The sequence below is a fragment of the Polynucleobacter sp. MWH-UH19D genome (assembly GCF_040409795.1).
Lineage (GTDB): Bacteria > Pseudomonadota > Gammaproteobacteria > Burkholderiales > Burkholderiaceae > Polynucleobacter.
In genome coordinates this window covers 632,451-656,929 of the sequence record NZ_CP099571.1, presented here as the reverse complement: position 1 = coordinate 656,929, position 24,479 = coordinate 632,451, and the positions used below count along the sequence as shown (strand labels likewise).

At 44.4% G+C, this 24,479-nt stretch carries 28 protein-coding genes; 5 read left to right on the top strand and 23 right to left on the bottom strand.

What is annotated here, in order from left to right; translation table 11 throughout:
* Positions 1-145: 145 nt before the first annotated feature.
* Entirely contained in the window at positions 146-721 is a 576-nt protein-coding gene (locus tag NHB34_RS03365) for a YggT family protein (protein WP_353428234.1), read from the top strand.
* Here NHB34_RS03365 and NHB34_RS03360 read toward each other — a convergent pair.
* The 4 genes from NHB34_RS03360 to NHB34_RS03345 are packed head-to-tail and all read right to left on the bottom strand — an operon-like array spanning position 718 to position 2,944.
* Positions 718-1,647 (bottom strand): ParA family protein, encoded by a 930-nt coding sequence (locus NHB34_RS03360; RefSeq protein WP_353428233.1) that lies wholly within the window; start codon positions 1,645-1,647, stop codon positions 718-720. The two genes, NHB34_RS03365 and NHB34_RS03360, sit on opposite strands and share 4 nt — an antisense overlap.
* A gap of 18 nt (positions 1,648-1,665) precedes the next feature.
* Positions 1,666-2,079 (bottom strand): polymer-forming cytoskeletal protein, encoded by a 414-nt coding sequence (locus NHB34_RS03355; protein WP_173955380.1) that lies wholly within the window; start codon positions 2,077-2,079, stop codon positions 1,666-1,668.
* Positions 2,080-2,091: 12 nt separating this feature from the next.
* A complete protein-coding gene (locus NHB34_RS03350; RefSeq protein WP_353428232.1) occupies positions 2,092-2,556 on the bottom strand; it encodes a polymer-forming cytoskeletal protein in 465 nt (154 codons plus the stop codon).
* Between the two features lie 49 nt (positions 2,557-2,605).
* Entirely contained in the window at positions 2,606-2,944 is a 339-nt protein-coding gene (locus NHB34_RS03345) for a polymer-forming cytoskeletal protein (protein WP_215317405.1), read from the bottom strand.
* Between the two features lie 115 nt (positions 2,945-3,059).
* Here NHB34_RS03345 and NHB34_RS03340 point away from each other — a divergent pair, with 115 nt between their 5' ends.
* Positions 3,060-3,512: a surface-adhesin E family protein gene (locus NHB34_RS03340; RefSeq protein ID WP_353428231.1), complete on the top strand. Its 453-nt coding sequence runs from the start codon at positions 3,060-3,062 to the stop codon at positions 3,510-3,512.
* Positions 3,513-3,526: 14 nt separating this feature from the next.
* On the opposite strand, the gene NHB34_RS03335 is transcribed toward NHB34_RS03340, so the two are convergent.
* Positions 3,527-3,889 (bottom strand): hypothetical protein, encoded by a 363-nt coding sequence (locus NHB34_RS03335; protein ID WP_353428229.1) that lies wholly within the window; start codon positions 3,887-3,889, stop codon positions 3,527-3,529.
* A gap of 119 nt (positions 3,890-4,008) precedes the next feature.
* On the opposite strand from NHB34_RS03335, the gene NHB34_RS03330 reads away from it, so the two are divergent.
* On the top strand, positions 4,009-4,944 hold the full coding sequence (locus NHB34_RS03330; protein WP_353428228.1) for a M23 family metallopeptidase: 936 nt from the start codon (positions 4,009-4,011) through the stop codon (positions 4,942-4,944).
* A gap of 33 nt (positions 4,945-4,977) precedes the next feature.
* Here NHB34_RS03330 and NHB34_RS03325 read toward each other — a convergent pair whose 3' ends face one another.
* Positions 4,978-6,609, bottom strand: a complete 1,632-nt coding sequence (locus NHB34_RS03325) for an ion transporter (RefSeq protein ID WP_353428227.1) — start codon at positions 6,607-6,609, stop codon at positions 4,978-4,980.
* On the bottom strand, positions 6,606-7,166 hold the full coding sequence (locus tag NHB34_RS03320; RefSeq protein ID WP_353428226.1) for a hypothetical protein: 561 nt from the start codon (positions 7,164-7,166) through the stop codon (positions 6,606-6,608). The genes NHB34_RS03325 and NHB34_RS03320 overlap by 4 nt, the downstream gene beginning before the upstream one ends.
* A gap of 99 nt (positions 7,167-7,265) precedes the next feature.
* Here NHB34_RS03320 and NHB34_RS03315 point away from each other — a divergent pair, with 99 nt between their 5' ends.
* Positions 7,266-7,475 (top strand): hypothetical protein, encoded by a 210-nt coding sequence (locus tag NHB34_RS03315; RefSeq protein WP_353428225.1) that lies wholly within the window; start codon positions 7,266-7,268, stop codon positions 7,473-7,475.
* A 102-nt stretch (positions 7,476-7,577) separates the two neighbouring features.
* Here NHB34_RS03315 and NHB34_RS03310 read toward each other — a convergent pair whose 3' ends face one another.
* Positions 7,578-7,931 carry a hypothetical protein gene (locus NHB34_RS03310; protein WP_353428224.1) on the bottom strand — a complete coding sequence of 118 codons (354 nt, stop codon included), beginning with the start codon at positions 7,929-7,931 and terminating at the stop codon, positions 7,578-7,580.
* Positions 7,932-8,477: 546 nt separating this feature from the next.
* On the opposite strand from NHB34_RS03310, the gene NHB34_RS03305 reads away from it, so the two are divergent.
* Positions 8,478-9,044 carry a hypothetical protein gene (locus NHB34_RS03305; RefSeq protein WP_353428223.1) on the top strand — a complete coding sequence of 189 codons (567 nt, stop codon included), beginning with the start codon at positions 8,478-8,480 and terminating at the stop codon, positions 9,042-9,044.
* Here the strand turns inward: NHB34_RS03305 and NHB34_RS03300 are convergent.
* The 15 genes from NHB34_RS03300 to NHB34_RS03230 all read right to left on the bottom strand — a co-directional run bounded on the left by NHB34_RS03300 (position 9,041) and on the right by NHB34_RS03230 (position 24,463).
* Positions 9,041-10,174 (bottom strand): EscU/YscU/HrcU family type III secretion system export apparatus switch protein, encoded by a 1,134-nt coding sequence (locus tag NHB34_RS03300; protein WP_353428222.1) that lies wholly within the window; start codon positions 10,172-10,174, stop codon positions 9,041-9,043. The genes NHB34_RS03305 and NHB34_RS03300 overlap by 4 nt on opposite strands.
* 58 nt (positions 10,175-10,232) lie before the next feature.
* Positions 10,233-10,826, bottom strand: a complete 594-nt coding sequence (locus tag NHB34_RS03295; RefSeq protein ID WP_353428221.1) for a tetratricopeptide repeat protein — start codon at positions 10,824-10,826, stop codon at positions 10,233-10,235.
* An 11-nt stretch (positions 10,827-10,837) separates the two neighbouring features.
* Complete coding sequence (locus NHB34_RS03290; protein ID WP_353428220.1) at positions 10,838-11,239, bottom strand: hypothetical protein; 402 nt, start codon at positions 11,237-11,239, stop codon at positions 10,838-10,840.
* A gap of 27 nt (positions 11,240-11,266) precedes the next feature.
* On the bottom strand, positions 11,267-12,070 hold the full coding sequence (locus NHB34_RS03285; RefSeq protein WP_353428218.1) for a hypothetical protein: 804 nt from the start codon (positions 12,068-12,070) through the stop codon (positions 11,267-11,269).
* Positions 12,071-12,074: 4 nt separating this feature from the next.
* The gene (motB, locus tag NHB34_RS03280) at positions 12,075-13,109 is read right to left on the bottom strand and encodes a flagellar motor protein MotB (RefSeq protein ID WP_353428217.1); all 1,035 of its coding nucleotides are present in this window, start codon (positions 13,107-13,109) and stop codon (positions 12,075-12,077) included.
* Positions 13,110-13,114: 5 nt separating this feature from the next.
* Positions 13,115-13,975 carry a flagellar motor stator protein MotA gene (gene motA / locus NHB34_RS03275; protein ID WP_353428216.1) on the bottom strand — a complete coding sequence of 287 codons (861 nt, stop codon included), beginning with the start codon at positions 13,973-13,975 and terminating at the stop codon, positions 13,115-13,117.
* Positions 13,976-13,994: 19 nt separating this feature from the next.
* On the bottom strand, positions 13,995-14,867 hold the full coding sequence (locus tag NHB34_RS03270; RefSeq protein ID WP_353428215.1) for a flagellin: 873 nt from the start codon (positions 14,865-14,867) through the stop codon (positions 13,995-13,997).
* A gap of 10 nt (positions 14,868-14,877) precedes the next feature.
* A complete protein-coding gene (flgK, locus tag NHB34_RS03265; RefSeq protein ID WP_353428213.1) occupies positions 14,878-17,334 on the bottom strand; it encodes a flagellar hook-associated protein FlgK in 2,457 nt (818 codons plus the stop codon).
* A gap of 12 nt (positions 17,335-17,346) precedes the next feature.
* The gene (locus tag NHB34_RS03260) at positions 17,347-17,790 is read right to left on the bottom strand and encodes a hypothetical protein (RefSeq protein WP_353428212.1); all 444 of its coding nucleotides are present in this window, start codon (positions 17,788-17,790) and stop codon (positions 17,347-17,349) included.
* On the bottom strand, positions 17,790-18,917 hold the full coding sequence (locus tag NHB34_RS03255; protein ID WP_353428211.1) for a flagellar basal body P-ring protein FlgI: 1,128 nt from the start codon (positions 18,915-18,917) through the stop codon (positions 17,790-17,792). The genes NHB34_RS03260 and NHB34_RS03255 overlap by 1 nt, the downstream gene beginning before the upstream one ends.
* Before the next feature lie 4 nt (positions 18,918-18,921).
* On the bottom strand, positions 18,922-19,644 hold the full coding sequence (locus NHB34_RS03250) for a flagellar basal body L-ring protein FlgH (protein ID WP_353428210.1): 723 nt from the start codon (positions 19,642-19,644) through the stop codon (positions 18,922-18,924).
* Positions 19,644-20,432 carry a flagellar basal-body rod protein FlgG gene (flgG, locus tag NHB34_RS03245; RefSeq protein WP_353428209.1) on the bottom strand — a complete coding sequence of 263 codons (789 nt, stop codon included), beginning with the start codon at positions 20,430-20,432 and terminating at the stop codon, positions 19,644-19,646. The genes NHB34_RS03250 and flgG overlap by 1 nt, the downstream gene beginning before the upstream one ends.
* 24 nt (positions 20,433-20,456) lie before the next feature.
* The gene (gene flgF / locus NHB34_RS03240; protein WP_353428208.1) at positions 20,457-21,218 is read right to left on the bottom strand and encodes a flagellar basal body rod protein FlgF; all 762 of its coding nucleotides are present in this window, start codon (positions 21,216-21,218) and stop codon (positions 20,457-20,459) included.
* Between the two features lie 17 nt (positions 21,219-21,235).
* Complete coding sequence (locus NHB34_RS03235) at positions 21,236-23,701, bottom strand: flagellar hook-basal body complex protein (RefSeq protein ID WP_353428207.1); 2,466 nt, start codon at positions 23,699-23,701, stop codon at positions 21,236-21,238.
* Positions 23,702-23,764: 63 nt separating this feature from the next.
* On the bottom strand, positions 23,765-24,463 hold the full coding sequence (locus tag NHB34_RS03230) for a flagellar hook capping FlgD N-terminal domain-containing protein (protein ID WP_353428206.1): 699 nt from the start codon (positions 24,461-24,463) through the stop codon (positions 23,765-23,767).
* Positions 24,464-24,479 lie beyond the last annotated feature (16 nt).

Below are 24,479 nucleotides of genomic sequence, written 5' to 3'. Positions count from 1 at the left end.
CTCAGTTTTAGATTGAAGAAGGTCTAGTATCGCCCTTCTATCTCACAGTCAAATCATTTTCGATGGCCTGAACTGAAATGTCAATTAAGGCTTAAAGAGCTTAATATGGGACTTAATATAGAAAATGAGAGGGCCAATCACAGCCATGTTTTTCGAACTATTTTCACTTTGCATTGAAGCTTGCACCACCATTTTGGTAGCAGCATGCCTTTTGCGTTTTTATTTGCATTATTTAAAAATCAATTTCTCACCCACCTCGGGCAATCCCTTTAGCCATATTTTGTACCCGCTCACTAACTGGCTGATTCGCCCCTTGAGCAAAATCATTCCTTTTGGCGCCCGCATTGATATCAATTCTTTGTTTGCTAGCTACTTGCTTGTTTTAGTCAAAGTGCTCTTGCTTCAGGCTTTATCAAACCCAGGGCATCTCAATGTGCAAATACTAGTGATCGCGCTATTTGATCTATTTGACTTAGCGCTATCAGGTTTAATTGGCCTGCTATTGGTTTATGTCATTTTCAGTTGGGTACAAACATACTCTCCCACACAAGAATTGTTTGTCCAAATGGTTGAACCTCTTTTGAAACCCTTAAGAAAAATCAGTCCTAGAATTTCAGGGCTTGATTTGTCAGCGTTGGTATTGATGCTGATTATTCAGATGAGCAAAGTCATCTTGGGGCACTTGCAAACGGCTTTACTAGCCTTGCCAAGCAGTCTTTAATCCTGCTCAGTAGACTTTCGCAAAAAGCTCGGAATGAAGCGCTCTCCAATTGAGCGACTGAGTGGCGCTTCCTGAGGGGCCTCAGGGCTTACTGTTTGGTTTGCTACTGGCTTTACTTCAGCCATTGCGGCGCCACCATAAAAACCAAGATTGTGAGCACGTTTACGGTAGTCGTCTAATACGCTGACTTTTTTTGCAATCTCGCGATTCACCGACTGACCGTTAATCGATAAGGTCTTTTTGGTCTCACGACGCTCTGCAATTTTGTTGGCAATATATTTACCAAAGGCACAAAAATTATCAGCTACCGCCTTATCAGGGCAAACACAGAAGAAATCCTCGTACACGTAACTATCGACTTGGGGCGTACGATGTATCGGTGGGGCGATATGGCAATTTGCCAAAAAATCTAAATTGGTAAACGCACCAACTGCTGCATAGCCTGGATCGACCCTACTTGGAACCACAATCAAACTTTGTTTGCTTGCTGCCAAACGAGCCATTCTCTTTTGCACGTACTCCAAAATGAAAATTTCAGTGCTAGCCATTTCAAACTTGGCGCTAGAGCTTGGAATCAGGACAATATCAAAATCAGACATAAAGTCTTCTGACATTGCAGGAGTCCAAGTAAAGTCGCAGATGCTGATATCCACGCCAGATGAATACTTGCGAACCCCAGCGCGAGCGCTAAGCAATGCCATACCAGCGCTTTGATAATTAATCTCTACTTGACTGACCCGAATGCCAACATCTGGCGCTTTTTTAGTCCAACGTGATGAAGATGCTTGCTTATCAAAATCAACGAGCGAAACTTGTAAACCTTCTTGCAAAGCAAAATAGGCAGCTAGATTTGCTGAGATGGTGCTTTTGCCAACGCCACCCTTTTGATTGGTGACTAGTATCTTGATCGGTTCGCTAGATGTCATATTTTTCTAGTATGAAAATTAACGATCTGAATGATCATCGAGCAAAATATCCTGCTCGGTAATCTTTGATAACAGCCCACTTAAACGAGCGCCTTGCTCAATGCCGATTTGGGCATAAATAATGTCGCCATGCACGTCAGCGCCACTATGCAATTCCACTCTTTCGGTGGCGCGAACATTACCTTCAACGCGCCCCGCCACCAATACTCGCCCTGCAGATATATTGCCTTGAACTAGGCCGGTCTTACCAAGCGCCACACACACATCTGCGCCTTGCTTGGTTACAACATCGCCAATAATGGTGCCATCAATACGCAGACTCTTAGTTGCAACAATGCGGCCAGAAATCTCTAAATCTGATCCAATGATTGAACCAAATGTTTCCCTTGAGGGATCTAATACTCGAATCGCATGACTTTGTCTGATGGCCATGAGATTTGGATGTTAGTTTTTAATAAATTTTCCAGCCACTCTACCACCGCGCTGAATATGAATGTATTTATAACTAATGTTGCCATCTACGTGAGCCAGTGGCCCAACATTGAGGTCATCGCAATTGACGTCACCCTTGAGCTGACCTTTAATTACCAACTGCTCTGAATTAAGCTCACCATCAACCTGACCACTGGAATCAATCAATACAGACTTAGCAGTAATTTTGCCGCGCACCGTACCGGCGATATTAAGAACACCATCTGAAGTAATTGTGCCTTCAAATGTAAAGCCTTCACTAATGATGGATGGCTTAGTCAATACGCTTGATCGAGCTGACGAGTCGAGTCTTGTTACTTGCTCAGAAACGCTTGCGCTGGATGCAAGCTCTTCAGATGCAATATGCTCTTCAGCAGCTTCTTGATTGCTGGTTGACTCGTTTTCTGTAGCAGGAGTATTTTTTGAAAAGATAGACATCGTGATGTATTAGGTAATGAAATTAATAGGTTGAAATGAATGAAAAATATTAAGAATGCGGATTGAGGTTATGCAAATCACCATGCAGGTGACCGCCCTTCTCAATTTCAATTTCAGAGTAATTAATAGAACCAGTCACTTTGCCTGTAGATCGAATGATTAAGCTACGTGATGAGGAAACATACTCGTTCACTTCGCCACGAATATCGATTGACTCACCAGTGAGTTTGCCGCGCACAGTACCAGTGGCTTCAATTAAAACTTGTTTAGCGGTGAGCTCACCTTCAACAGTTCCAGAAATTGACGCGATATCAGGTACCTCAAAGTTACCCTTGAGAACTACGCCCTCACCTACAAATAGGCAACCTTGTTGATTTACTTCAGCCATACTTAGCACTCCTTAGCGCGCAATGTCATTAATAAAGATTTAGGCAATTCTATCAGTTGATCTTCGTTTTTGGGCTTTAAAATGCACAAATTACCAATAAAACCCTGTATTCGTTATGCGCCTAAAAATACTGCCATTTTTCAAAAATCTGACCCTGATAGGCATAACGGCATTTTTGCTCAATCCGGTTACCCCCAGCCATGCCAAATGGGTGTTTTTATCTAACGACAATGTCGGAAATACCTACTACTACGACGATAGCAAGACAGTAAATGACCCAGGGAATGAGCAGGTCAGCACATGGCAGCTCATCAGCTATACCGAAACCCTGACCGCGCCCAATGGCGAGCCTACCCAGTCAGTAATTCAGGACGTCTCGTATTACTGCAGGGTGGGCTATGAGAGCTATAAGCAGTTCTATATTGGTTATTACTCTGGTCCACAAGGGTCTGGCGTGAGCGTTGATCAAGTCGATACCTCAAACTCGAACTGGGAAAGGGTCATACCCGACACCATGAGCTATGTGCTCTACAAGTTTTTCTGCAAACCACCCAATATTCCAAGCTAATGGGGTGAAATCCCCTACTGCTTGACCTCTGCAGGGGCATCCGTTTTGCTGGCTTCAGCAGGTTTAGTGAAATAACTCATCGGAAACGTGGATTCCGAGCCATATGGGCCTTTGAGCCATATTTGGTCGTTGTAGCGCACGTAACAACTGCGAGTAACGGTGCCCACCGCGTTGACCGAATAAGAAAAGTACCAATTGGGCTCCACCCTGCCCGTTTCTGATGTGCAAGGCTCGGAAGTAATGTACAAAACCTCGCTAAAAGAGGGCATTTGGCCAATGATGGCGGCTTTTACAGGCAAAACGACTGCCATCAAGAGGGGGGCAAATAGCCAAAAAGAGGATTTATACATACCCAAAAGGGTCTTTAATTTGTTCACAGGGCTATATTAAGGCTAAAATCACATGCGCAGTCAGATTCAAGCTAGCAATTATAGGTCCTTTAAGAGACCAAAACTTAGTAAATAATTTATATAGATCAGGCACTTATACTCACTAAATGCAATTATTTTGGGTATCAGGCTCTACAGGGGCCATTAAGCAAATCAATATCACCAAAGAGCGCCTCACTCGCGTTGCGGTGATTACGGGTGCTTCATTCCTGCTCTTGGGAATATTGATCTTTTCTACTGGTATTCATATTGCCCTTGAGGTTAGCCCAGACTTTGCGAGAGAAGTTAGCGGCGTCGTGACCGTTAAAGAGCGCATGGCACTAGATAACAAGTACGCAAAACAATTGAAGTCTATTCAAGATCAGCTTGCTAGAGCTTCGATGCAATTTAATGAGCTCAAGTCTATTAAAGACCGTTACCTCGCTATCTCAACTCCCTACACCATCAAAAACAAATTCAATGAGGCTAGTAGCGTTGGCGGGCCTCTCAAGCCACTGAGCTTTAAAGTGGATCCCACCAAAACCTTAGTTGAGAATTTCGAGGACTTTGTTTCTAAGTCCACTGAAATGGCGCAGATTTTTGAGAAATCTGAACCTGAGTGGGAAAAACAATATCAATGGTTGCGCACCCTACCAATTGGGCCACCCATTGATGCGCGCCTAGGGATGACAAGTAACTTCGGTGTTCGGGTTGATCCATTTACCAAACAGCTTGCTCAGCACTCTGGTATCGACTTTGTCACGCCTTCAGGCACCCCGATTGTGGCAACCGGCGATGGCACTGTTATCAAGGCTGGCTCCGATCCTGCCTATGGCAACTTTATTGAGATTGCTCACGGCGATGGCTTCGTTTCCAAATACGCCCACAACAGCAAGATATTTGTAAAGCCTGGTCAAACCATTACTCGCGGTCAACTCATTGCGAACTCTGGCTCTACTGGTCGTTCCACTGGCCCGCATTTGCATTACGAAATTCATCAAAACAATAGCTACTTAAACCCAGCAAAAATTCTGGTTTACGCACCACCCTCTGCTTACTGGTAAAGATTCAGCAAGGATTACGCTTAAGTCCTTTGCCTAATTAAGTTTTTGCTTGTGTGCGTTTTCTAATAAGAGATTGATCAACTCAGCTTGTAATGGCGTTGCATTATTTGGATCAGAGAAGTATTTCACCAATTCATCAGCATTACTTACACTCATTATTTGCTGCAACTTAGAGATGGCAATCTTGAGTTCTTCAGCAGCCACCGTTGGATGCTTCGATAAAAAGCTGAGGTTAATTTCATGAAATTTTCCATGAGCGCCATTATTACTCGCATGCTCCACACCCATTTGCACCCTCGCTTTTTCAAGCAAGCGATCTAACTCGCTTTTGGATAGATGCAATCGCTTCGCTTCAGCCTCAATCAGCTCTTGCTCTTCTGCAGAAATCACACCATCTTCTAGCATGTGATAGAGCTCGTTCATCATCTTTTCGCGCTCAATACGCAACTGATCACTCAACGCAGATGACAGAATCGCCGCAGGAATTGCAAAGATACCAATACCCAAGAGAGCGAGTACGATAGTCATCGCACGACCCGCAGGCGTTACTGGCGAGATATCTCCATAGCCAACACTGGCTAGCGTTACAACTGCCCAGTAAATAGATTGCGGAATGTTCTCAAACTTATCAGGCTGCGCTTCGTGTTCAAACAAATAACCCAAACATGCCGCTAGCATCACTAACAAAATCATGATGAATGCTGAAGCCTTCATCACTGGCCACTCGCGCTTGATCACCACAAAGAGGGATTGCGTAGCCCCTGAGTAGCGGGCAAGCTTGAGTAATCGCATCAATCTAAAGACTCGCAAGAATCGCAAATCAAATAAGTGGTGCAGTAGGCTCTCTAAATAAAAGGGCAAGATCGCTAACAAATCAATAATGCTTGTTGGGCTGGTCGCATTTTTAAGGCGCCCCGTAAACCAAGCTTTATATCGCGGATCTTCAGGACAACTATATAGTCGCATCAAGTATTCGGTTGAAAATACTGCGACAGCCATGATGTCTAGAATCACAAACTCAGAATGCAAATAGTAGTTAACGCTATGCACTGATTCCAAAATCACGCACAACACAGAAATGATCACCCAAATCACAATCGTGAGATCAAATACGTGATGGAGCTCACCGCTTGTTGGGGTTTCGTTTACTAAGGCGTAAATTTTGTAGCGAAATGATTTGTCTTTGTTCTGTTCCAGAAAATCCCTCACCGCTGGCGCAACCGCTCTGAATAACTTGAATAAACGAAGAAGTCGTAATGCCCGTAGAACGCGCAGGTCAGCCTCAAAGAATGCGCCAAGGTAAAACGGCAGTATCGAGATCAAGTCGATTAAAGCAAACGGGCTTTTAAAGAATGCAAAGCGCGGAACTTTTGCCGATTTAAAAGCAGGATCCTCAGGGGCAACATATAGACGCAATGCATACTCTACCGTGAAGACACCTAGAGAAAAGACATCAAAAAGGTGAAAAAGGTGTTGGCGAGATTCGTAAATGACTGGAATATGCTCAAGCACCAGACCTGCCATATTGAGCACAATCATGTAAGTAATGAAATGCTCAAACTGATGGTGATAATTATTTTTTAAATGGGCGTTAAAGAGTAAGTCATATACCTTCTTGCGCAAACGCAAATTCAAACTGGAAAACAAGGGGATCTTGATGCTCATAATTTGAACTCCCCGATTTTGACTAGGTAGTAGCCTGTGTCACAAACGCTCAAGCGAATATTCATACCGCTAACCAACTTTTCGCCTGGCTCTATTGGACTCACTGATGGAGGTCCGGCTGGATTCATTGTCATTTTTTCAAAAATGAAGGCGCCACTCGTGCCAAGCTCATGCTTGTCACATTTATTTGCATAAGGAGGATCTTCGGGCATCAGCAAATTGGTGTACTCGTGAAAGGGGCCGCTAGTTGCAAATAGAGTACCAATACAGTCTTTCCAGGTGTTTACCTGAGAACCTTCGGGGCTTGCCGCACCCTCTTGAAAGGGAACGCAGGCTTGTTCTGCTACCGACTCTTTCTCTTGAAGTTTTTGATTAAACCCCTCAAACCAAGCAATGATTTGCTCTCCACTAGTTTGGGTATAAGCAATCTTGAGTGCTTTTTGATGGTCACCAACCCCAAGGTATGCAACCAAGAGTAAATTTGCGAACAACACCCATAGGAATAAAAAATCGGAATATCGCATTCCCCGAAATATTCCATAGCTTTTTTTACTCAAACCAATCTCCCAAAACTCTACTTATTTTTGCAGCTATCATGCCGCTTTTAATTGCTGTATATTTAATTGAAATACCTTGCAACTTTTTTGGAATTACCCATGTTTATTCAAACAGTCATTCAAACCCTTCTGCGGAAAAGAAAAAAGGTTGAAAGTGCACCAAAACCTACCGCCTCTTCTGCCCAAAATGAATTATCCCCAATGGCTCAGAGGATAATGCAAAAGCTTGCTGAGCACGAAAAAAACACTACCCAAGGCTCAAAACAAGGCACTACAGCAGAAAACAAAGCCGAAGATAAAGGTGCTTAGTTATTGCTTGGTTATTTTTAATCAGTTCTTAGCTAGGTCTTAGGTAGTTTTCAATTGGCTTAAAGAGGCTCAGCATTAAAGGCCCTATTTAGGCATTTAGCTTTAATCAACCTTCATCTTTTTAAACTTACCCAATAGCGCTAGGCTGGCTAAAATTTTATTAGCCATTGACCCAGCTAAATTGCCTTTAGCCAATCCATAGAGCACCTGATCTGCCCTTTCATGCTCGGGCGCACCTAGTAATACTTTAAAAACTTCCGCCTCACTCATACTGATATTGAATTGCAACGGGGTCAGATTGATGCTCACGCTACCACCCTTAATACCAAAACGCACTTGGGCAATATCAATCAGCTCTCTTTCTTGCTTTTCCTGGAGCTGCGCCAAGCTTGGTATTGAATCGTCGCTAGGACTTGGCCGTGGCTTTTTATATTTTGTGTACACCAGATCGTCCATCTCCACTCCTTTGTGCCGCATGGGCGTCTGTGTGTTTTAGCCTAAAGCAACTTCGTGATTCTTTGGTAAGCGCTGATTCGCCTATCAGCACTCATGGGGATGGTATCCAAGGGATTGGGACTATTTACCTTTATATCTAGATTGACTGATTTTAGTGACGGTCCTGGCTCAGCCACTTTTAAATCTTGGGGGGCTGGGTGAGATCTACTCACAGCGGCCCTAGGAATAGTCGTTTGGCGCTCGTGAATGGTGCCCCCGCTCTTCTGAGAAGAGGTATTTAAATACTGAGCCTGTAGATTTAATTTATCCAAGGAACGCCGCAGAATAAAGTGAATTAAGGACTATATTAACAAATAATCCCATGGATTATCTCGATTAAAGGGGGAAATTTGGCACCAAAGCCTCTTTGCATATTAAGCAAATTTTCAGATTTACTGGGGTATGATTATCAGAACATAAAGTCATTTGTACGCGTTTAACCCATTCCCGCCTAAACCCTGCTTAACCCTAACCTTCGTTACCCCTGTCAACCGAGCCGAGACTGCCATGACAATTATTAAACCCTGGATTTACCTCATATTCGCTACTGGATTAGTGCTCTCCCTTGCCGCCTGCGGCAATAAGGAAGAGCAGGCAAAAGCAGAGATTTGGCTGCCAGATACCAAAGTAGTCAAAATGCCCATGGATGACTATGCTGGGATTCCATTTAATACCACCCGTGAAGAAGCTAAAGAAAAATTCAATTGCACGGCGTATGAACTGTCATTTAGCTGCAAGGTAAAGGTAGACGATAAAGAAGAAGCAATTTGGCTCATTTACAACGAGGCTGGTCGTCTGGTTCTGATGAAAAAAGAATTGGGTTACTACAACAAGCAAGTTGCCGATACGATTATTGAGCGCTTCACCATTAAATATGGTCTTGACTACACCCCTTCCGAGGGACAAGAGAGCGCATTTGCTGCGGGCATTCGTAAATCAAAGACCTATGTGTTTGGTGGCGGTCAAGTTGCTTTTCAGATTGGACGTAGTCTAAATAATCGCAATGAACTCATGCTGGTTTACTTCTTTCCAGAAGATGTTGGAACTACTTTTGCTAAAAGCGTGATGAATTAAAGTAGTGGCCTGTTTGGCCTGAGTTGTTCTGGAATAAAGCTGACTTCGGGTATTTCGCCCTGAACTCCGCCCGACTCTTTTACTTCATAGGCCCACGCAAGGATCCTTGCAACGGCTTCAAAGAGTGACATTGGAATAGCCTCACCGATCTCCAACTGACTGTATAGGTAACGAGCCAATGGCGGTATTTGCGCGACGGGTACATCATGCTCTCTAGCCACTTCCTGAATACGTAGCGCAACCAAGTCCATACCTTTAGCCACCACAATTGGTGCTGACATTTTCTCCATGTCATAACGCAATGCAACGGAGTAGTGGTCTGGGTTGGCTAGAACCACATCAGCACGTTCAATAGCAGCCATCATGCGTGACGAAGCAATTTGACGTTGTCGTTGACGCAGTCGCTGCTTAATCTCAGGCGAGCCCTCTGACTCCTTCATCTCTTGCTTCATCTCTTCTGGACTCATCCGAATTTGCTTGCGAAAGTTAAACCATTGCAACCAACCATCACCAACAGCAATCAATAGCAAGGGCACCATCAATAGCAAGAAGCCATTTAATATGAAATAAGAGGTATGTAAAAGCGCAGCATCAAAATCTTGGCTAACAATAGATCTAATATAAACAAACAACCCAGATAAATAGGCCATTCCTATTCCCAGAACTAGGGTCGTTTTTAGGATATTTTTAATGAGCTCGGTTAAAGCATTTAAGGAAACCATCCTGCCCAGCCCAGAAATAAAATCCAATCGACTCATATCAAATTTGGGCGCAAAGTAAGCGCGAAAATTGACTAAAGATAAGGGCGCAAACACAGCTACCAGCCAAATCGGCAAGAAAATCAAACTCAGTAACAGTAAGACCACCAGGAATGAGCCACCCAACCACTCACGAATATGATCCAAAAGCTCTACTGGCTTAGAAAAAACAAAACTAGACTTAGTCATCAAAACCAACTGCTGTAAGAGCAATGGGCCAGCAGCAATTAAAAAGATAATGAAAACTGTCAATAGCGCAAAGGTGGCTATATCTCTGGACTGTGGAAGCTGGCCTTGTTCACGGGCACGTAGTATTCGCCGTTCACTCGGCTCTAGTTCCCGTTCTTGAGCGTTATCTCCGCCTTCAGCCAATTCTTACCTCTTCAAGAATACGTTTCCAGTAGAGGATAAACGATTTGAAACTAAAGACCTAAGGTAAAGCCTTCTTGAGCTTAGAAATCATTGCGTCGGCTTTATCCAGCTCTGCCGGGCTTAATTTCATCTTTAATTGCTTGGCCTCTGAAGCGGCCATTGGATTGCCAGAATTGTGAGATAGCACCATCCAAACATAAGCCTGCGTTAAATCGACTGGGGTCTGATTACCATCTTCATACAGATGCGCCAAGTTGTATTGACCAGCCGCACTGCCGGCCATTGCCGCCTTCTGAAACCACATAAATGCCATCTGCTCAGAATTTTCTAAGGAGGGGCTTTTTTGATAGCGAACTGCCAACTCCAGCATAGCCTGAACATTGCCGCCATTAGCAGCTCGATTCATCCAGATCCACCCTTTTTCTAGATTTTTGCTTGTACCTATACCTTGCAGATACATTTGCGACAAGTCGTATTGCGCTTGACTATCGCCGGCATTAGATAGCTGCTCAAAGATATGTAAGGCTTTTGTGTATTCACCAGCCTCGTAAGCTGATCTAGCTTTACGATAATCCGAGCAGGCAATCAATAAAGTCGCCAGCAAGAAAACAAACGGCACTCGTATCACGGAGTGCCAATTTACCAATCTCATAAAACCCGAAATTATTTTTTAGCAGGAGCCTGCTTGTCTTTAGCTGCAGCAGGCTTGGTATCTTCCAAATCTTCCTCATCCTCTGCAGGTGCATCAGCAGCCTTCAAATTCAGAGCGGGTGCTGGTGGCTCAACACGATAGCTCGCCCCAAGATCACCGCCAATCATTCTGGCATAGGCACCAAAATAACGACGACTGAGATCAGGATAGTAAGGTGCAGTTGCCAAATAACCTTTACTGCGAATACATGCAGCGTTATTCATCGCACCTTCGCAACTAGCGATTGCAGAAAGTCTACCTACCTCAAATTGCTCGCCCAAGATAAAGCAAAAAATGAGTAGCACTAAAGGCAAAATGAACCATAGCAGGAGTTTTTTAAGAAGGCCAACAATACGTTCTAGTTTTTCATTCATGCTATGCAATCTCCAAAGTATTCAGTATTAATGCTGTTGTGTTTTTTTACTTGCAGGCTTTTGTACTAGATCACTAGGCAATTTTCTCCAAGAGGCAATCGGTTCCTCATTATGCAGTTTTGCATAAACCTGAACAATACGAGAATCCGCTGGATTGGCATTCTCTTTCATGGCGTTATACATCTTAGCGCCCTCAATCTTATTGCCTTGATTAATAAACTCAATTGCAGCAGTGTAATAGTAATTGGTTGCCTTATCTTTGCGTGGTGGCCCTAGAATATCTGAGCTATAAATATTGCCCATGTACTGGCAGGCAAAGGGGTTCTTTTCTTTAGCAGGTACTGCCAAATATTTCTCGGCTAGCAAAAACTGCTGCTTGGCATAGCGACGATACACTGTGGCTGTCAAAATAAAATCAGGGTGCGTAATGATCTCAGCTTGAGAATCATAATAAATACCGCGCTCATAAGCGATTAAGCCGCGATAGTAATTTGCCTGAATATCTCCTTCGGCGGATAACTCATCAAGCTTTTGTAAGATTCGCAAGGCTTCCTTGCTGTAGCGCAAAACCTCATCCTCTGGCTCAACGCACTTAGGACTACGAACACAAGCAATTGCCATGATGGCTTTATCAGTCGCTTTTTTATAGCGCTTGTAGAGTTTTTTTGCTTCAGATGAAGGGCCTACGAATGGCTCGCCGTTATTGGATGAGCTGGCTTTAGAGGTTTCTCCATGGGGCGCTTCTGCTGGCGAGTGAGCGTCACTTGCAAAGCTCGTCTTGCAAATTAAAGCGATTATCAGAAATAAGCCAAACCTGGAGATTGTGGACAAGGCTTTACCTCGCAGGCTTATCCGCAGGCGGGCTTAACTTCGAAGGAATCTCCATTACTGGCGCTTTAGGTGCATTGTCTTTTGACAGGAACTGAGCCGGTGCACGCAAGTTCGGCGGTATTTCCTGAGCGCCTTTTTCAATCGTTTCAGGCACTTTTTCAACTGGACGAACAACCGATTTTTTCTCTTCTTGCTTAGGCTTCTTATTGAGCAAAGTTATTGAGATACGACGATTCAAGGGGTCATTCAAATCCTCAGGATTAAGTGGAACGGTATTAGCAAAGCCAATAACTTGAACAATTAAAGCAGGATCAAGACCGCCCGCGATCAACTCACGACGCGCTACGTTGGCACGATCTGTAGAAAGCTCCCAGTTGGTATAACCAGTCTCGCCATTGCCAAACTTGGCGCCATCAGAGTGCCCCTCAATTCGGACAGGGCCCGGGGCCATCTGAATCGATTTGCCGATAATGCGTAATAGTCTGCGCGCTGAAACACTCGGAACAGTACCGCCGCTACTAAAGAGCGGTTTACCTTTTTCATCCACAACCTGAATGCGCAAGCCTTCGCTATTAATATCCATGAAGACTTGGCCCTTAGCATTTTTTAGCTCAGCATCAGCCTCAATCTTTTTCTGAATATCTTCTTTGACTTGTTCGTTCTTGGTTTTATCTTTACGAGCGTTCTCAACATCGGTTACCGATGAATCACTGATACGGCGCTGTTCAGTATCGGCATCAGCGCGGGATTCTTCACCAACGGTTTTAGTAATGTTGTCGCCACCACCCCTGATGATGCGGGTGGCATCGCCAGAACCCTGTCCACCAGACAAGGAGACACGTAATGGGTTCTGAAAGTAAGCAGAAATACCAGCCAAGTCACCTGCGGTTGTAGATCCAAGAACCCACATCAACAGGAAGAAGGCCATCATCGCCGTTACGAAGTCAGCGTAAGCGATTTTCCAGGCGCCACCGTGATGTCCATGACCGCCCTTCTTAACGCGCTTAATGACAATAATGGGCGCGTCGTTCTTAGCCATACTGCTTATTTCCCTTTAACGGCTTTGGTACCCTCATCAAGCTCAGCAAATGTTGGACGTTGATAGCTAAAGAGCACTTTGCGACCAAACTCAACTGCTGCTGCAGGAGGGAAATTGTTCAAGCTTGCGATCAAAATCGCTTTAACCGCCATATATGCACGGCTATCGGCTTCTGCGTTTTGCTCCAATACTTTCGCCACTGGAGAAACAATCGCATAAGCGAGCAAAATACCCAAGAAGGTACCCACGAGCGCTGCACCAATTAACTTACCCAATTCAGCCGGTGGCAAACCAATAGATCCCATGGTGTGAACCACACCCATAACCGCCGCCACAATACCGAAAGCCGGCAAACCATCACCGACGTTCGTAACTGACGCCACTGGAATATGAGTTTCTTGATGGTGCACGTCTAATTCTTGTTCCATCAAGCTCTCAATCTGAATCACATCCAAGGAGCCGCCTAACATCATGCGCAGGTAATCGGTAATGAAATCGACCAAGTGGTGGTCTTTCATGATCAGGGGATATTTTTCAAACAGAGGGCTGGCCTCTGGTTCCTCTATGTCACCTTCTAAGGACATCAAGCCATCACGCTTAATCTTTTGCAAAATCTCGAACATCAAACAGAGCAAATCCAAGTGCATCTGCTTGATATTGCTTTTTGATTTAAATGCACCACCCAAAGCAGAGAGCGTCTTCTTTAGGTTAATCATGCTGTTTGAAGCAATCATTGTTCCAACTGCGGCACCCACAATGGTTAGAACCTCAGTTGGCTGCCATAAAACCATGATATGGCCGCCGTGCAAGGCATAGCCTCCCAGGGCACAAGCAAGCGCAATAATCCACCCTAAAGGAATATTCATACTTCGATCAACTCAGTTTTTATAGTTTTGAAAATAAGTTACTTTGCTGCAGTCTAGCAAACATTGCCTGGGCTGCATTAAGTAAGGTCTGAGCTCTAGTATAAGACGCTGTGGCTGCCGCCATGTCGGTATCCAAAAGGGCGGACTGTGAAGCAGCCATTTGGGTGCCAAAGGCGGTCATGGCGTTTCTGGCGTTATCGACCTGGGATGAAACCCCACCACTGCGCTGTTCGGCCATGGTTAACTGGTCAAAAGAGGCATTTAGGCCGTCAGAAACGACTGTGGCCGCCTTAGTTGGCATTGTTCCGGAAGCCATTTCACCCAAATAGGTCACAAAATTATTGATATTTTTGTACAAAGAGGAGCTTTCCGGATAAGTCAAGTTACCATCTGAACCAAAGGCTTTTTGAAAACTTACCCCAGACTCCACCATGACATTGGGCTCAATTTGAACTTTATTTATTTCTGCATCATTATTAAAAATGGGGTTTCCAGTGGCATCCCTGGCGGTCATTTGGCTTTTGATCGTATCGCGAATCTGCTCAGCCTGAACCTTTAGGGCGGCAAAATTGGACTTATTTAACGCACCACTTTGGGACTGCACAAATAGCTGTTTTAAGCTATTCATTTCATTAATCATGCTATCCATTTGGGTTTGGGCATTGGCATGACTGCTGGTAACAAAATTTTGATTGGCCTTAAACATATCTAGGCGAGAAATATCAAAATCTAAGCGCACCCCCCTGGAGACCGCATAAGCATTATCCGAGGCCTTGCTATATTGCTTGCCTGAAGTAACCTTTTGATTCCATGACATTGCATCTGCCAAAGCATTGTCCATACCCTGAACACCTGCATCAACCACTTGATTTGAACTAAATCGTACAGTCATCATTTACTCCTTAGTTCATGATTGATAAAAGGGTGTTGAACATTTGATTGCCTGCTTGCAGGACTTTTGTTGAGGCTGTATACAACTGCTGATACTTTAAAAGATTAGCAGCCTCTTCGTCTAAATTTACGCCAGATACTGAATCCCGCTGCGCTTTCAAATTTGAAAGCACGACAGAATCTGCTTTTTGATTATTTTTCCATGTGGCAACTCGCACTCCAACCTCATTTACGAGATTTGAAACAGAAGTACCAAATATCGAACCCATCTGTTGGGTTGCGTTTGCTTTATCAGAACTAATCAGCGGGGTATTGCCATTAAAGTAACTTGCAAAATTGCTAGGCGCCAATGAGATAAAGTTTGACGCATTTAGGCCATAGTTCACCAGCGGATTTGAAATCCCGCTGACTCGAATTTTTTGCCCATTCAGTGCTGTAGCGATGCTTTCTTTTGTATCTTGAGCGCTATCTAAAGTGATTCCTGCGGATACTTGTATCTTTTTATTCGTAAAATAACCAGCAATGGTTGCTGCGGTTTGAACTGCAAGCGGAGCACTTGTATCGGATACAACAAAAGAAATGCCCAGTTGATTAAAGTTCAGTGTTTGACCTGCCGCCAATCCAGCGCCCACAGTAAGAGTTTGCGCCTTTCCGTTTCCAGTCAAAGTTAAATCTGCCCCATTAACAGTAAAGGTGTAATCCCCTGCTTTTACACCCCCCAAAACCGACACATTCGATATGGTCTGCGTTGGACCTGGGCTTGGTAACGTTGTTCCGGATTTGATGTCGCCAGTAGAAACTCGAATGTTGCTAAAGTAACTTGCAATGTCACTTGCAGTTTTTACAGGATTACCAGTATCTGTAACCTTAAATGAAACGCCAATTTGGTCAAAGTTAAAAACCTGCCCAGCAGCAGCGCCCGGTTGAACCGTAATCGTTTGACTTCCGCCGTTAGCAGCTGTCAGGGTTAGCTTATCGCCTACACTAGTGAAGTTAAGTTCCCCGGGCTGAACATTATTTTGCACCACCACTTCAGTGATCGTTTGTGTTGCAGGGCCACCAATAGGCAAGGTGGCATTATTTTTAATCACACTTGCAGTACTGATGGCACTGAGTGATGGGCTAATATTAGCCAATTGCATCGTAATGCCCATCTGATTAAAGTCTACAGTCTGCAAGCCCCCAGATACGCTGTTAATTAGTGAAACAATTTGCGACTTTCCAAAAGCATCCGACAATTGCAACTGATCTGTTCCAACTTTGGTTAAAGTGTAGTCGCCAGCCAGTGTTGTTGTTGAAGCAGTAAGCGAACTAACTTTGGTGTAGGTTCCAATACTATTTGCTACTTTAACCCCACTATCTGAGGCAATCGCATTGCCAAGACTGCTATACAAGTCAAGCAAATCATTTTCATTACTGATTGTTGGCAACTGCCCCGTAAGGTCGTTAGTAGCAAGACTGGAATATGTTTTATCAGAAACTTTAAACCCAAAGATTGCCAAATTAGTTGCAATTCCAGACCCACTTTGGGCGGCGCTGTTGGCAACTTTAACTAAACCCATTGCAATGGTATCTAAACGCTTTTGGACAGATGGCACAAAATTATTAGCAAGCTCCAGCAAGGCACCCGCCTGTCCACCATCTAAAGTCTGTACAGTTTGCAGCACACCTTTAGTTGGCCCATTTTGTAAATTAAATGTTAGGGCAACATGCTGCTGATCAGTATTGACAGTTACCTTATTGGCAACTGCTCGCTCAACCAAAGGCATGCCAGCAACCAATTGAGTTGCAGTTCCATCCGAGTTAATCAGACTTTGACCGCCAACTAATTGCTGAAGTTGAGACAGCAATCGATCTCGCTCATCTAATAAATCCGCAGAAGGCGCGCTAACGCCTGGATTGTTTCCCTCTACAATTTTTTGATTAACACTGGCCAACGATGGCAAAAGCGTATTCACCTGAGCAACAGTATCTGCAAGCGCACTTCGAGCATCGCTTTTTATTTGACTCACCAAATTACTCATACCAGTCATGCGCTGAGCAACCGCATTTGCTGCTCCAGTTATTGCACCAGCCATAGCCTTATTGGTTGGGTCGGCTGCATAGGCACCCATAGCATTAAAAAAATCACTGATAGCCGTATTTAAACCGGCAGATTTATCAGCAACCAAACTATCAACGGAATTAGTGTACTGAACCAAGGTGTCAGAGTAACTCGACTTTGCCTGCTGACTCAATAATTGAGACCCAATTAAAGATGAGTATTGACGTGTAAATCCCTCTACCGCAAAACTAGAACCATTTAACATCAATGAATTTGGTGCAAGCGCATCCATTAATGCATTTGCATTGCGACGAGAATATCCTTCAACCGAAGTGCCTGCTACGTTTTGCGAGGTCGTCAGAATCCCAGCTTGAGCAATATTCAAGCCAGCCATTGCCGATTCAGTGATGGAATAGATACCCATTTGCTTCCTTACTTATTTCGCTGGACCCATAAAACCATCTGGTCTTTTCAGGGCATTTAGAGTTTCAGCGGACACCGTAGCTTCTCTTGGTGCATTTAAAGGTTTAACGGCTATTTCTGGCGATCCGATTAGTTTTCCTGCATTGGCTTGTTGAATTAATTGCTCAGCCATCTTGTTTGCAAAACCAATACCATTGCCCTTAGAAAGCATATCGGCCACATGATCATCCATGATTTCTAAATAGGACTTTGATGTATTGCTCGCTTCATCAGTTCCGCGCAAATTGGTGCTTCGGACTGTGCTTAACATTTGGCGAATTAGCGTGCGCTCAAAACCTTGGGCGGCTTTTTTTAGCTTCTCTTCATTGCTCGATGTTGGCAAATCAATTTTATTGGACGTAACAAGCCGCAAACTACTCTGATCCACCGGTGAGGAAATAGGATTAATTGCAGACATTAGATAACCTCTAACTCTGCTCTAAGGGCGCCAGCAGACTTTAATGATTGCAAAATTGAAATTAAGTCTTGCGGCGTGGCGCCCATCATATTTAAGGCCTTCACCACCTGGTCCAATGAAGCGCCTGAGGGTACTGATATCAAGCTATTTTCTTTGCCGCTATCACTAATTGTTGCGGTATCTTGCGTTGTCACAGTAGTTTGTCCACGACTAAATGGAAGTGGCTGACTGGTTGTGGGGGTTTGCTGAACTTTTACAGTAAGGTTTCCGTGGGCTACCGCTGATGGCGATAATTGGACCGCTTGGTTCATTACCACCGATCCTGTTCTAGAGTTCAAAATCACCCTAGCTGGACCACTTACCATTGGCACATCCAAGTCTTGCAGAGCTGCCATAAATGCAGTACGTCTTAGTGGCTCAACTGGCACGCGTACATTTAGAGTTCTAGCATCAACCGGCAACGCAGTTCCCAATCCAAAACGCTTGCCGATTGTTTCTGCCGTCCTTTGCATTAAGGAAAAATCTGCTCTATGCAAGTCAAGCTGTATAAACTCATCCGCCAGTAGTGATGGGACTGCTTTTTCAATCAAACCGCCTGAAGGAATTCGCCCGGCATTAAGATGATTCACCGATGTGGCAGCGCCACCTGTTGCAGCCCTTGATCCACCGATTACAATATTTCCTTGACCCTGAGCGTATACTTGGCCATCAGCTGCCTTTAAAGGGGTCATGACCAATGTTCCACCTTTCAAGCTGGTGGCATTACCCAAAGAAGATACAGTGATGTCAATTTGCTGACCTGGGCGCGCTAATGCTGGAAATTCAGCTGTAACCATTACCGCCGCGGTATTACGCAACTGAGTTTGGCCACCGCCCTGTGGAATAGTAACCCCCAGAACACCAATCATCTGCAATACGCTTTGCAATGTAAATGGGGTTTGGGTTGTTTGGTCACCGGTTCCATCCAAACCGACTACCAAGCCATAGCCAACCAATTGGTTTGAGCGCTGACCGGCAATATCTGCAAAATCCTTAATGCGATCTGCAAAACAATTGCTTGAAAGGACCGCAAGACTTACTAGTGATAGCAAGCCTTTTTTGAGCGAAGAGGCAAATGGCTTCATCATGAAATTAGAAAGGAGCCAGCTTTAACATGAGCCTGGTAAACCAACCCGTGCCTTGTGAATCATCTGTTGCACCTCTACCGCGATACTCAATACGTGCATCAGCTACTTGCTGAGATGAAACTTGGTTAAATACAAGGGTATTCGGATTGACAACGCCGCCAAATCGAATAATTTCTTCTTCATTACTAACGGCAACTTGCTTTTCTCCTGCAACAACTAAATTGCCATTGGAGAGAACTTCAACAACTGTCACGGTAATCGTACCTGCAAAAGTATTGCTTGCTGCGCTAGCACCCGTACCTTCACTCTTAATATCGCCTGTTCCAACAATATTGGCAGCATTGGCCAGGCTAAAGTAGGCGCCGTTAAAGGTTGGGGATTGATTAGAGAATGTAGATGCAGCATTGGCTTTTCGTGCAGCTGACATACCAGTATTTTTAGCAGCGCTAGTGGTTTCATTTAAAAGCACGGTAAGCGTATCGCCAACATTGCGCGCACGGCGATCTTCAAACAGGGGCCGGTGACTCACAGCATTGACATATGGTCCACCAGAGTTAGCTGGATATAAGCTGCCCATATTGGCCGAAGTCTCTTGGATAGGACGAGGTCTTGCAGTAACAGGTGTAGTTAATAAGGTAGGGCGATCAGCGCTTGCACAACCAAAAAGTACGATTGCACTCAAACTGAGCACAAGCAAATGACGATGGTTTCTAATTAAGCGCAGCATTACTGACCCATATTGCTAACACGTTGCAAAATCTGATCGGATGCGGTCACCGCTCTAGTATTGATTTCATACGCACGTTGCGCCGCAATCAAATTAACCAATTCTTCAGCTACGTTTACGTTTGACTGTTCAATATAGTACTGATTTGTCGTTCCCATGCCGTTTGTACCGGCAATGTTATTTTGCGCTGTTCCAGAGGCTGGGGTTGGAATAAAGTTGCCGCCGCCAAGAGCAAATAAACCAGCCGGGTTGACGAAGTTAGCCATCGTAATTTGGCCAGCCTGTATCGCTGTTTGATTTCCCTGCAAGGTATATTGAACAACGCCTGCTTGATTAATCGTAATAGATGTTGCGTTGGCTGGAATAACACCCGCACCAGCAACAACGTTACCTGCCTGGGTTACGATTTGGCCAGTTGCGCTTTTGCTAAATTGACCATTTCTAGTGTAGGCCAATGTACCATCAGCCAACTGAATTTGAAAAAACCCGTTACCTTGAATCGCAACATCCAACTGATTACCAGTTTGCACCAAAGTGCCTTGAATATTGTTGCGTTCAGTTGAAGTTACCGCGGCACCCGCGCCAATTTGTAAGCCAGTTGGCAAAAGGTTTTGTGCATTTGCTGCAGAGCCTGCAGAGCGCAAGGTTGTATAAAGTAAATCCTGAAACATCGGCTGCACACGCTTAAATGCAGTCGTTTGTGAATTTGATAAGTTATTGGTTATGACATCTAGGTTGAATTGCTCTGCATCCATCCCAGTTTTTGCGATCCACAATGAACGTAACATGTTTTCTCTTTTTTCTTTTAGTTATTAGACGCGCGACAAGGAAAGTAATGTAGTGGCTGATCTTGCATTTTGATCAGCATATGTAATGGATCTGGTATTAAGGTCAAACATACGGCTCTGGTCAATCATTTGCACCATTGCCAATGCTGGGTTGTTATTACTCATTTCAAAAGCGCCCTGCACCACCCGAACCGTTGGATCAGCTGCGGCCTGCTCACCTGGAATGTCAAATAATCCATCTGCAGCGCGTACCAAACTATTGGTATTTGGATTTACCAGCTTTAATTTACCCGCCTGATTGAGGTACTGATTACCAGGAATCTGTGTATATACAGATCCATCTTCTGCAATTTGCACGGAAGCACCAACTGGAATCGTAATTGTTCCGCCAGCTCCGACCACTGGAATATCTTTACCAATCATCAATATTCCCTGCTCATTGGTCATAAATTTTCCAGCTCGGGTATACGCTTCCTGGCCATCTGGGCGACGCACCGCAAACATCCCATCACCTTTAATCGCAACATCCAAAGAATTTCCCGTTGTCTGTATTTGACCTTGAGTGAAATTACTACCTGGTGTTGTGTCAGCAACAAAAACACGAGTGTCAGCACCATTACCCGTAAAAGGTTCGCCATCGCCTTTTAGGGGCACCGCGCGAAACGCGCTAATTACCTCACGAAAACCTGGTGTTAATGAATTAGCCAGGTTATTCGAAGTCACAGCCAACTGCTGCGTAGCAGAAGTAGCGCCGGTCATTGAGGTGTAAGCGTATCGGTTAATCATGTCTAACTATTTTTCGATTAACGTCCGATGTTGATTGCATCGTCAATCAAGGTTGCTGCCATTACTTTAGTTGCCTGTGAGACAGCGGAGTATTGGCGTTGCAATACCATCAATTTCACTAACTCCGAAGTAAGCTCAACGTTTGACTGCTCAAGCGCCTTAGAGCGGATTGCACCCAAAGTACCATCCCCGGGAAAACTTAGAAGAGGATCGCCGGAGGCTGATGATGCTTCAAATGTATTGTTGCCATTTGGAATCAGACCTTCTAGATTATTGAAGTTTGCAAGAATCACCTGGCCCTTAACTACCGACTTTCCATTGTCATACTGAGCAACAAGCCTGCCACTATTATCAATATTGTAGGAAGCTAATTGAGAGGTAGCAGATCCGTCCTGATTGTTGGCATAGGTTTGACCGGCAGAAGAGTATGCGGTCATATCTGTGCTCTTAAGGGTAAATTGCACTACACCACCATTAGTAGTTGTGCCCCATCCAGTACCCTTGCCACCACTAGCATCAATCTTAAATTGGGTATCAAATTGTGGTGTATTAAATTGGTCACGGGCCAATGAATCTAAATTCTTGCCGCCTACAAAGGCCACAGTTCCAAGTGAAGTTTGTTCATCCGTTAATACGCCACCAATTTTTACCTTGGTAATACCCGAACCAGTAGCACTTTGACCAACCGCATTACCATCTAATGTTGCAAAAACTGAATAGCGGTCAACGTTCACTGAATATTTTGGCGTTCCATTACCTGCTTCACTAGTTTGAGTGACCGATAAATTAGTTCCATCTTTCAACTTCATGACGTATGTTGAGCCCTTAGTACCGCTTCCTCCAGCAATTTGAGAGTACACAGAACCAATGGCTACAGAAAAGCCTGCTCCAGTTCCGCCAATTGAATTAGCTGTCGCACTCAATGTATCTGTTGCTAGATATCCTGAGCCGCCATCAGTCAATGTGACATTTGTGATGGCCCCATTGGAAATCGTGACGGTTCCCTTAGCGCCTGTGCCAGTATTAGTCCCGCTCGTAAAGGGTACATTTGTATAAATACCATCTGCATAACCGCTACCAGCTGTAATTGCACCCAATGTTTTTACGCCTGCACGGAGCGTGGAGACAGGGACACTAAACCCTGCACCTGCACCCCCACCAATATTGGCCACAGCCGCCGATAATGAGTCACCTACTTTATAACCAGAACCTGGATTAGCAATTGCCACCGTTGTTACTACTCCACCCGCTACCGTAACAGTAGCTGTTGCACCAGCTCCAGATCCACCTGTTAATGGTACGTTGTTATAAACGCCATTCGCATATCCAGCTCCACCGGTAACGGTCCCAGTAGTGCCAATACGATTTGTCATTAATGTGGCAATTGGCACAGAAAATCCAGCCCCAGTTCCACCGATTACATTAGGAACCGCAGTTAAATAATCTCCAGCCTTGTATCCCACACCAGGATTAACAATTGTCACGCCTGTTACTACGCCAGCGTTATTAACTGTCACGTTTGCTGTTGCCCCAGTGCCAGAGCCGCCACTTAGCGCTACTCCGTTATAGACACCAGTGGTATAGTTACTGCCGCCAGTAATCCCACCTAATGTGGCAATTTCGGTATCCAATAACTCACTTCCACCGCTAACATAGGTAAGGGTTGCATTGGAGATGGTCTCAGATGTAGGCGCAGGCGTTGCCAATGGCTTAGAACTTGTAGCAATTAAATTTGTTTGCTCACCCTGCAAAGTAGTTTTTAAATCTTGCTGTGGGTTAAATGTAAAAGTGGTACCACTTCCGTCACCAGTCAACTCCAAATTAGCGGAGTTGGTTTTTTTGTAATACATAGATAAGGTATGAGCCGTACCCTTATCGTCATAAACCGTTTGTGATGTTGATTGACTGTAACTTGTTGGCTCAGTCTTGTTAAATGGATTTCCTGTTGCTGGGGCTACACGGTTATCAAGGTTGAGATTGATTGTTGAATTCTGTGTTGCCTGTTGGGCCAACGGGGTTTGATCCAAAATCAACACTGATTTTGAGCTGGAAATGATTTTCCCTGATGAGTCAGCGGGATATCCAACAAGGAACATTCCATTCTCATTAACAATCCTATTTTTGCTATCAACTGCAAACTGTCCGTTTCTGGTGTATTGAAACTTGGTCGGATTTTCTGTTGGAACAGTGCCGTCTACAGTTTTTGCCAACATAAACATACCAGGGCCAGTAATTGCCATATCTAATGCATTTTGCGAGGCAACCACCGTTCCATAGTTTCCGGGACGGCGGATAACCATTCGGTACGCACCCATACCAGCTCGATCTACCGATTGGGGATCTTGTGCTCTAAAAAACTGATCAGAAAAAACATACTCGCCAGACTTGTAACCAATGGTCTGTGCATTCGAGATGTTATTACTGGTTACGTCAATTGCCTGTGAGGCTGACATTAAACCTGATAGTCCGATTCCGTATCCCATTTTGTTTCCTTTGTCTAACTTTGTCTTTTTCTGTTAATTGATCGCTGCTAATTTGTATAACTTTTAACTAATCCACTGCTGTACTTCTGATGACTTCACAGTTCTACCGTCCAATAAATTCAATATCGCATCACCTGTTGAGCTCTTTGTGACAGAAGCTACCGCAGATGCGACATATGCAGTTGGATTCTCTGTGGCGTTATCAGCATTTTTTCCGGAGAGGTTTAAGTAATACATTCCTGCGGGAACTGTATCTCCATTGGCATCCTTACCGTTCCAGATAAAGTTTGAAATGCCAGCATTTAACGCACCGAGGTCAACGCTATTAACTACATTTCCACTAGAGTCAGTAATAGTTGCAACTGCTGAGGTAAGTGGATTTGTTGCATTAGCCCCTAACATCACCTGATTGGTTCCATCAAATGCAATACCGCTACCAGCAACTAACGGGCTATGGCCAATCAATGCGGCCTGATTAATAAAGTTCACACTTTGCATTTGCGCAAGCATTGCAGTCATGGATGTATTCATATTGCCCATACTGCTCACCATGTTGAGCTGAGACATCTGTGATGTCATTGTTGAGGCATCCATCGGCGCCATAGGGTCTTGATTCTGAATTTGCGCAATCAATAACTTTAAAAAGTTTTGTGTTTGCTCAGCAGCAGTTCCACCTGTAGTGGAGTTTGTCGTAGCATCAGCAGGCTTATTCGCCGTTGCTGGGTCATAAACTCTAATTCCACTTAATGGGTTTGTTGCCATAATTTCCTCTTATCTC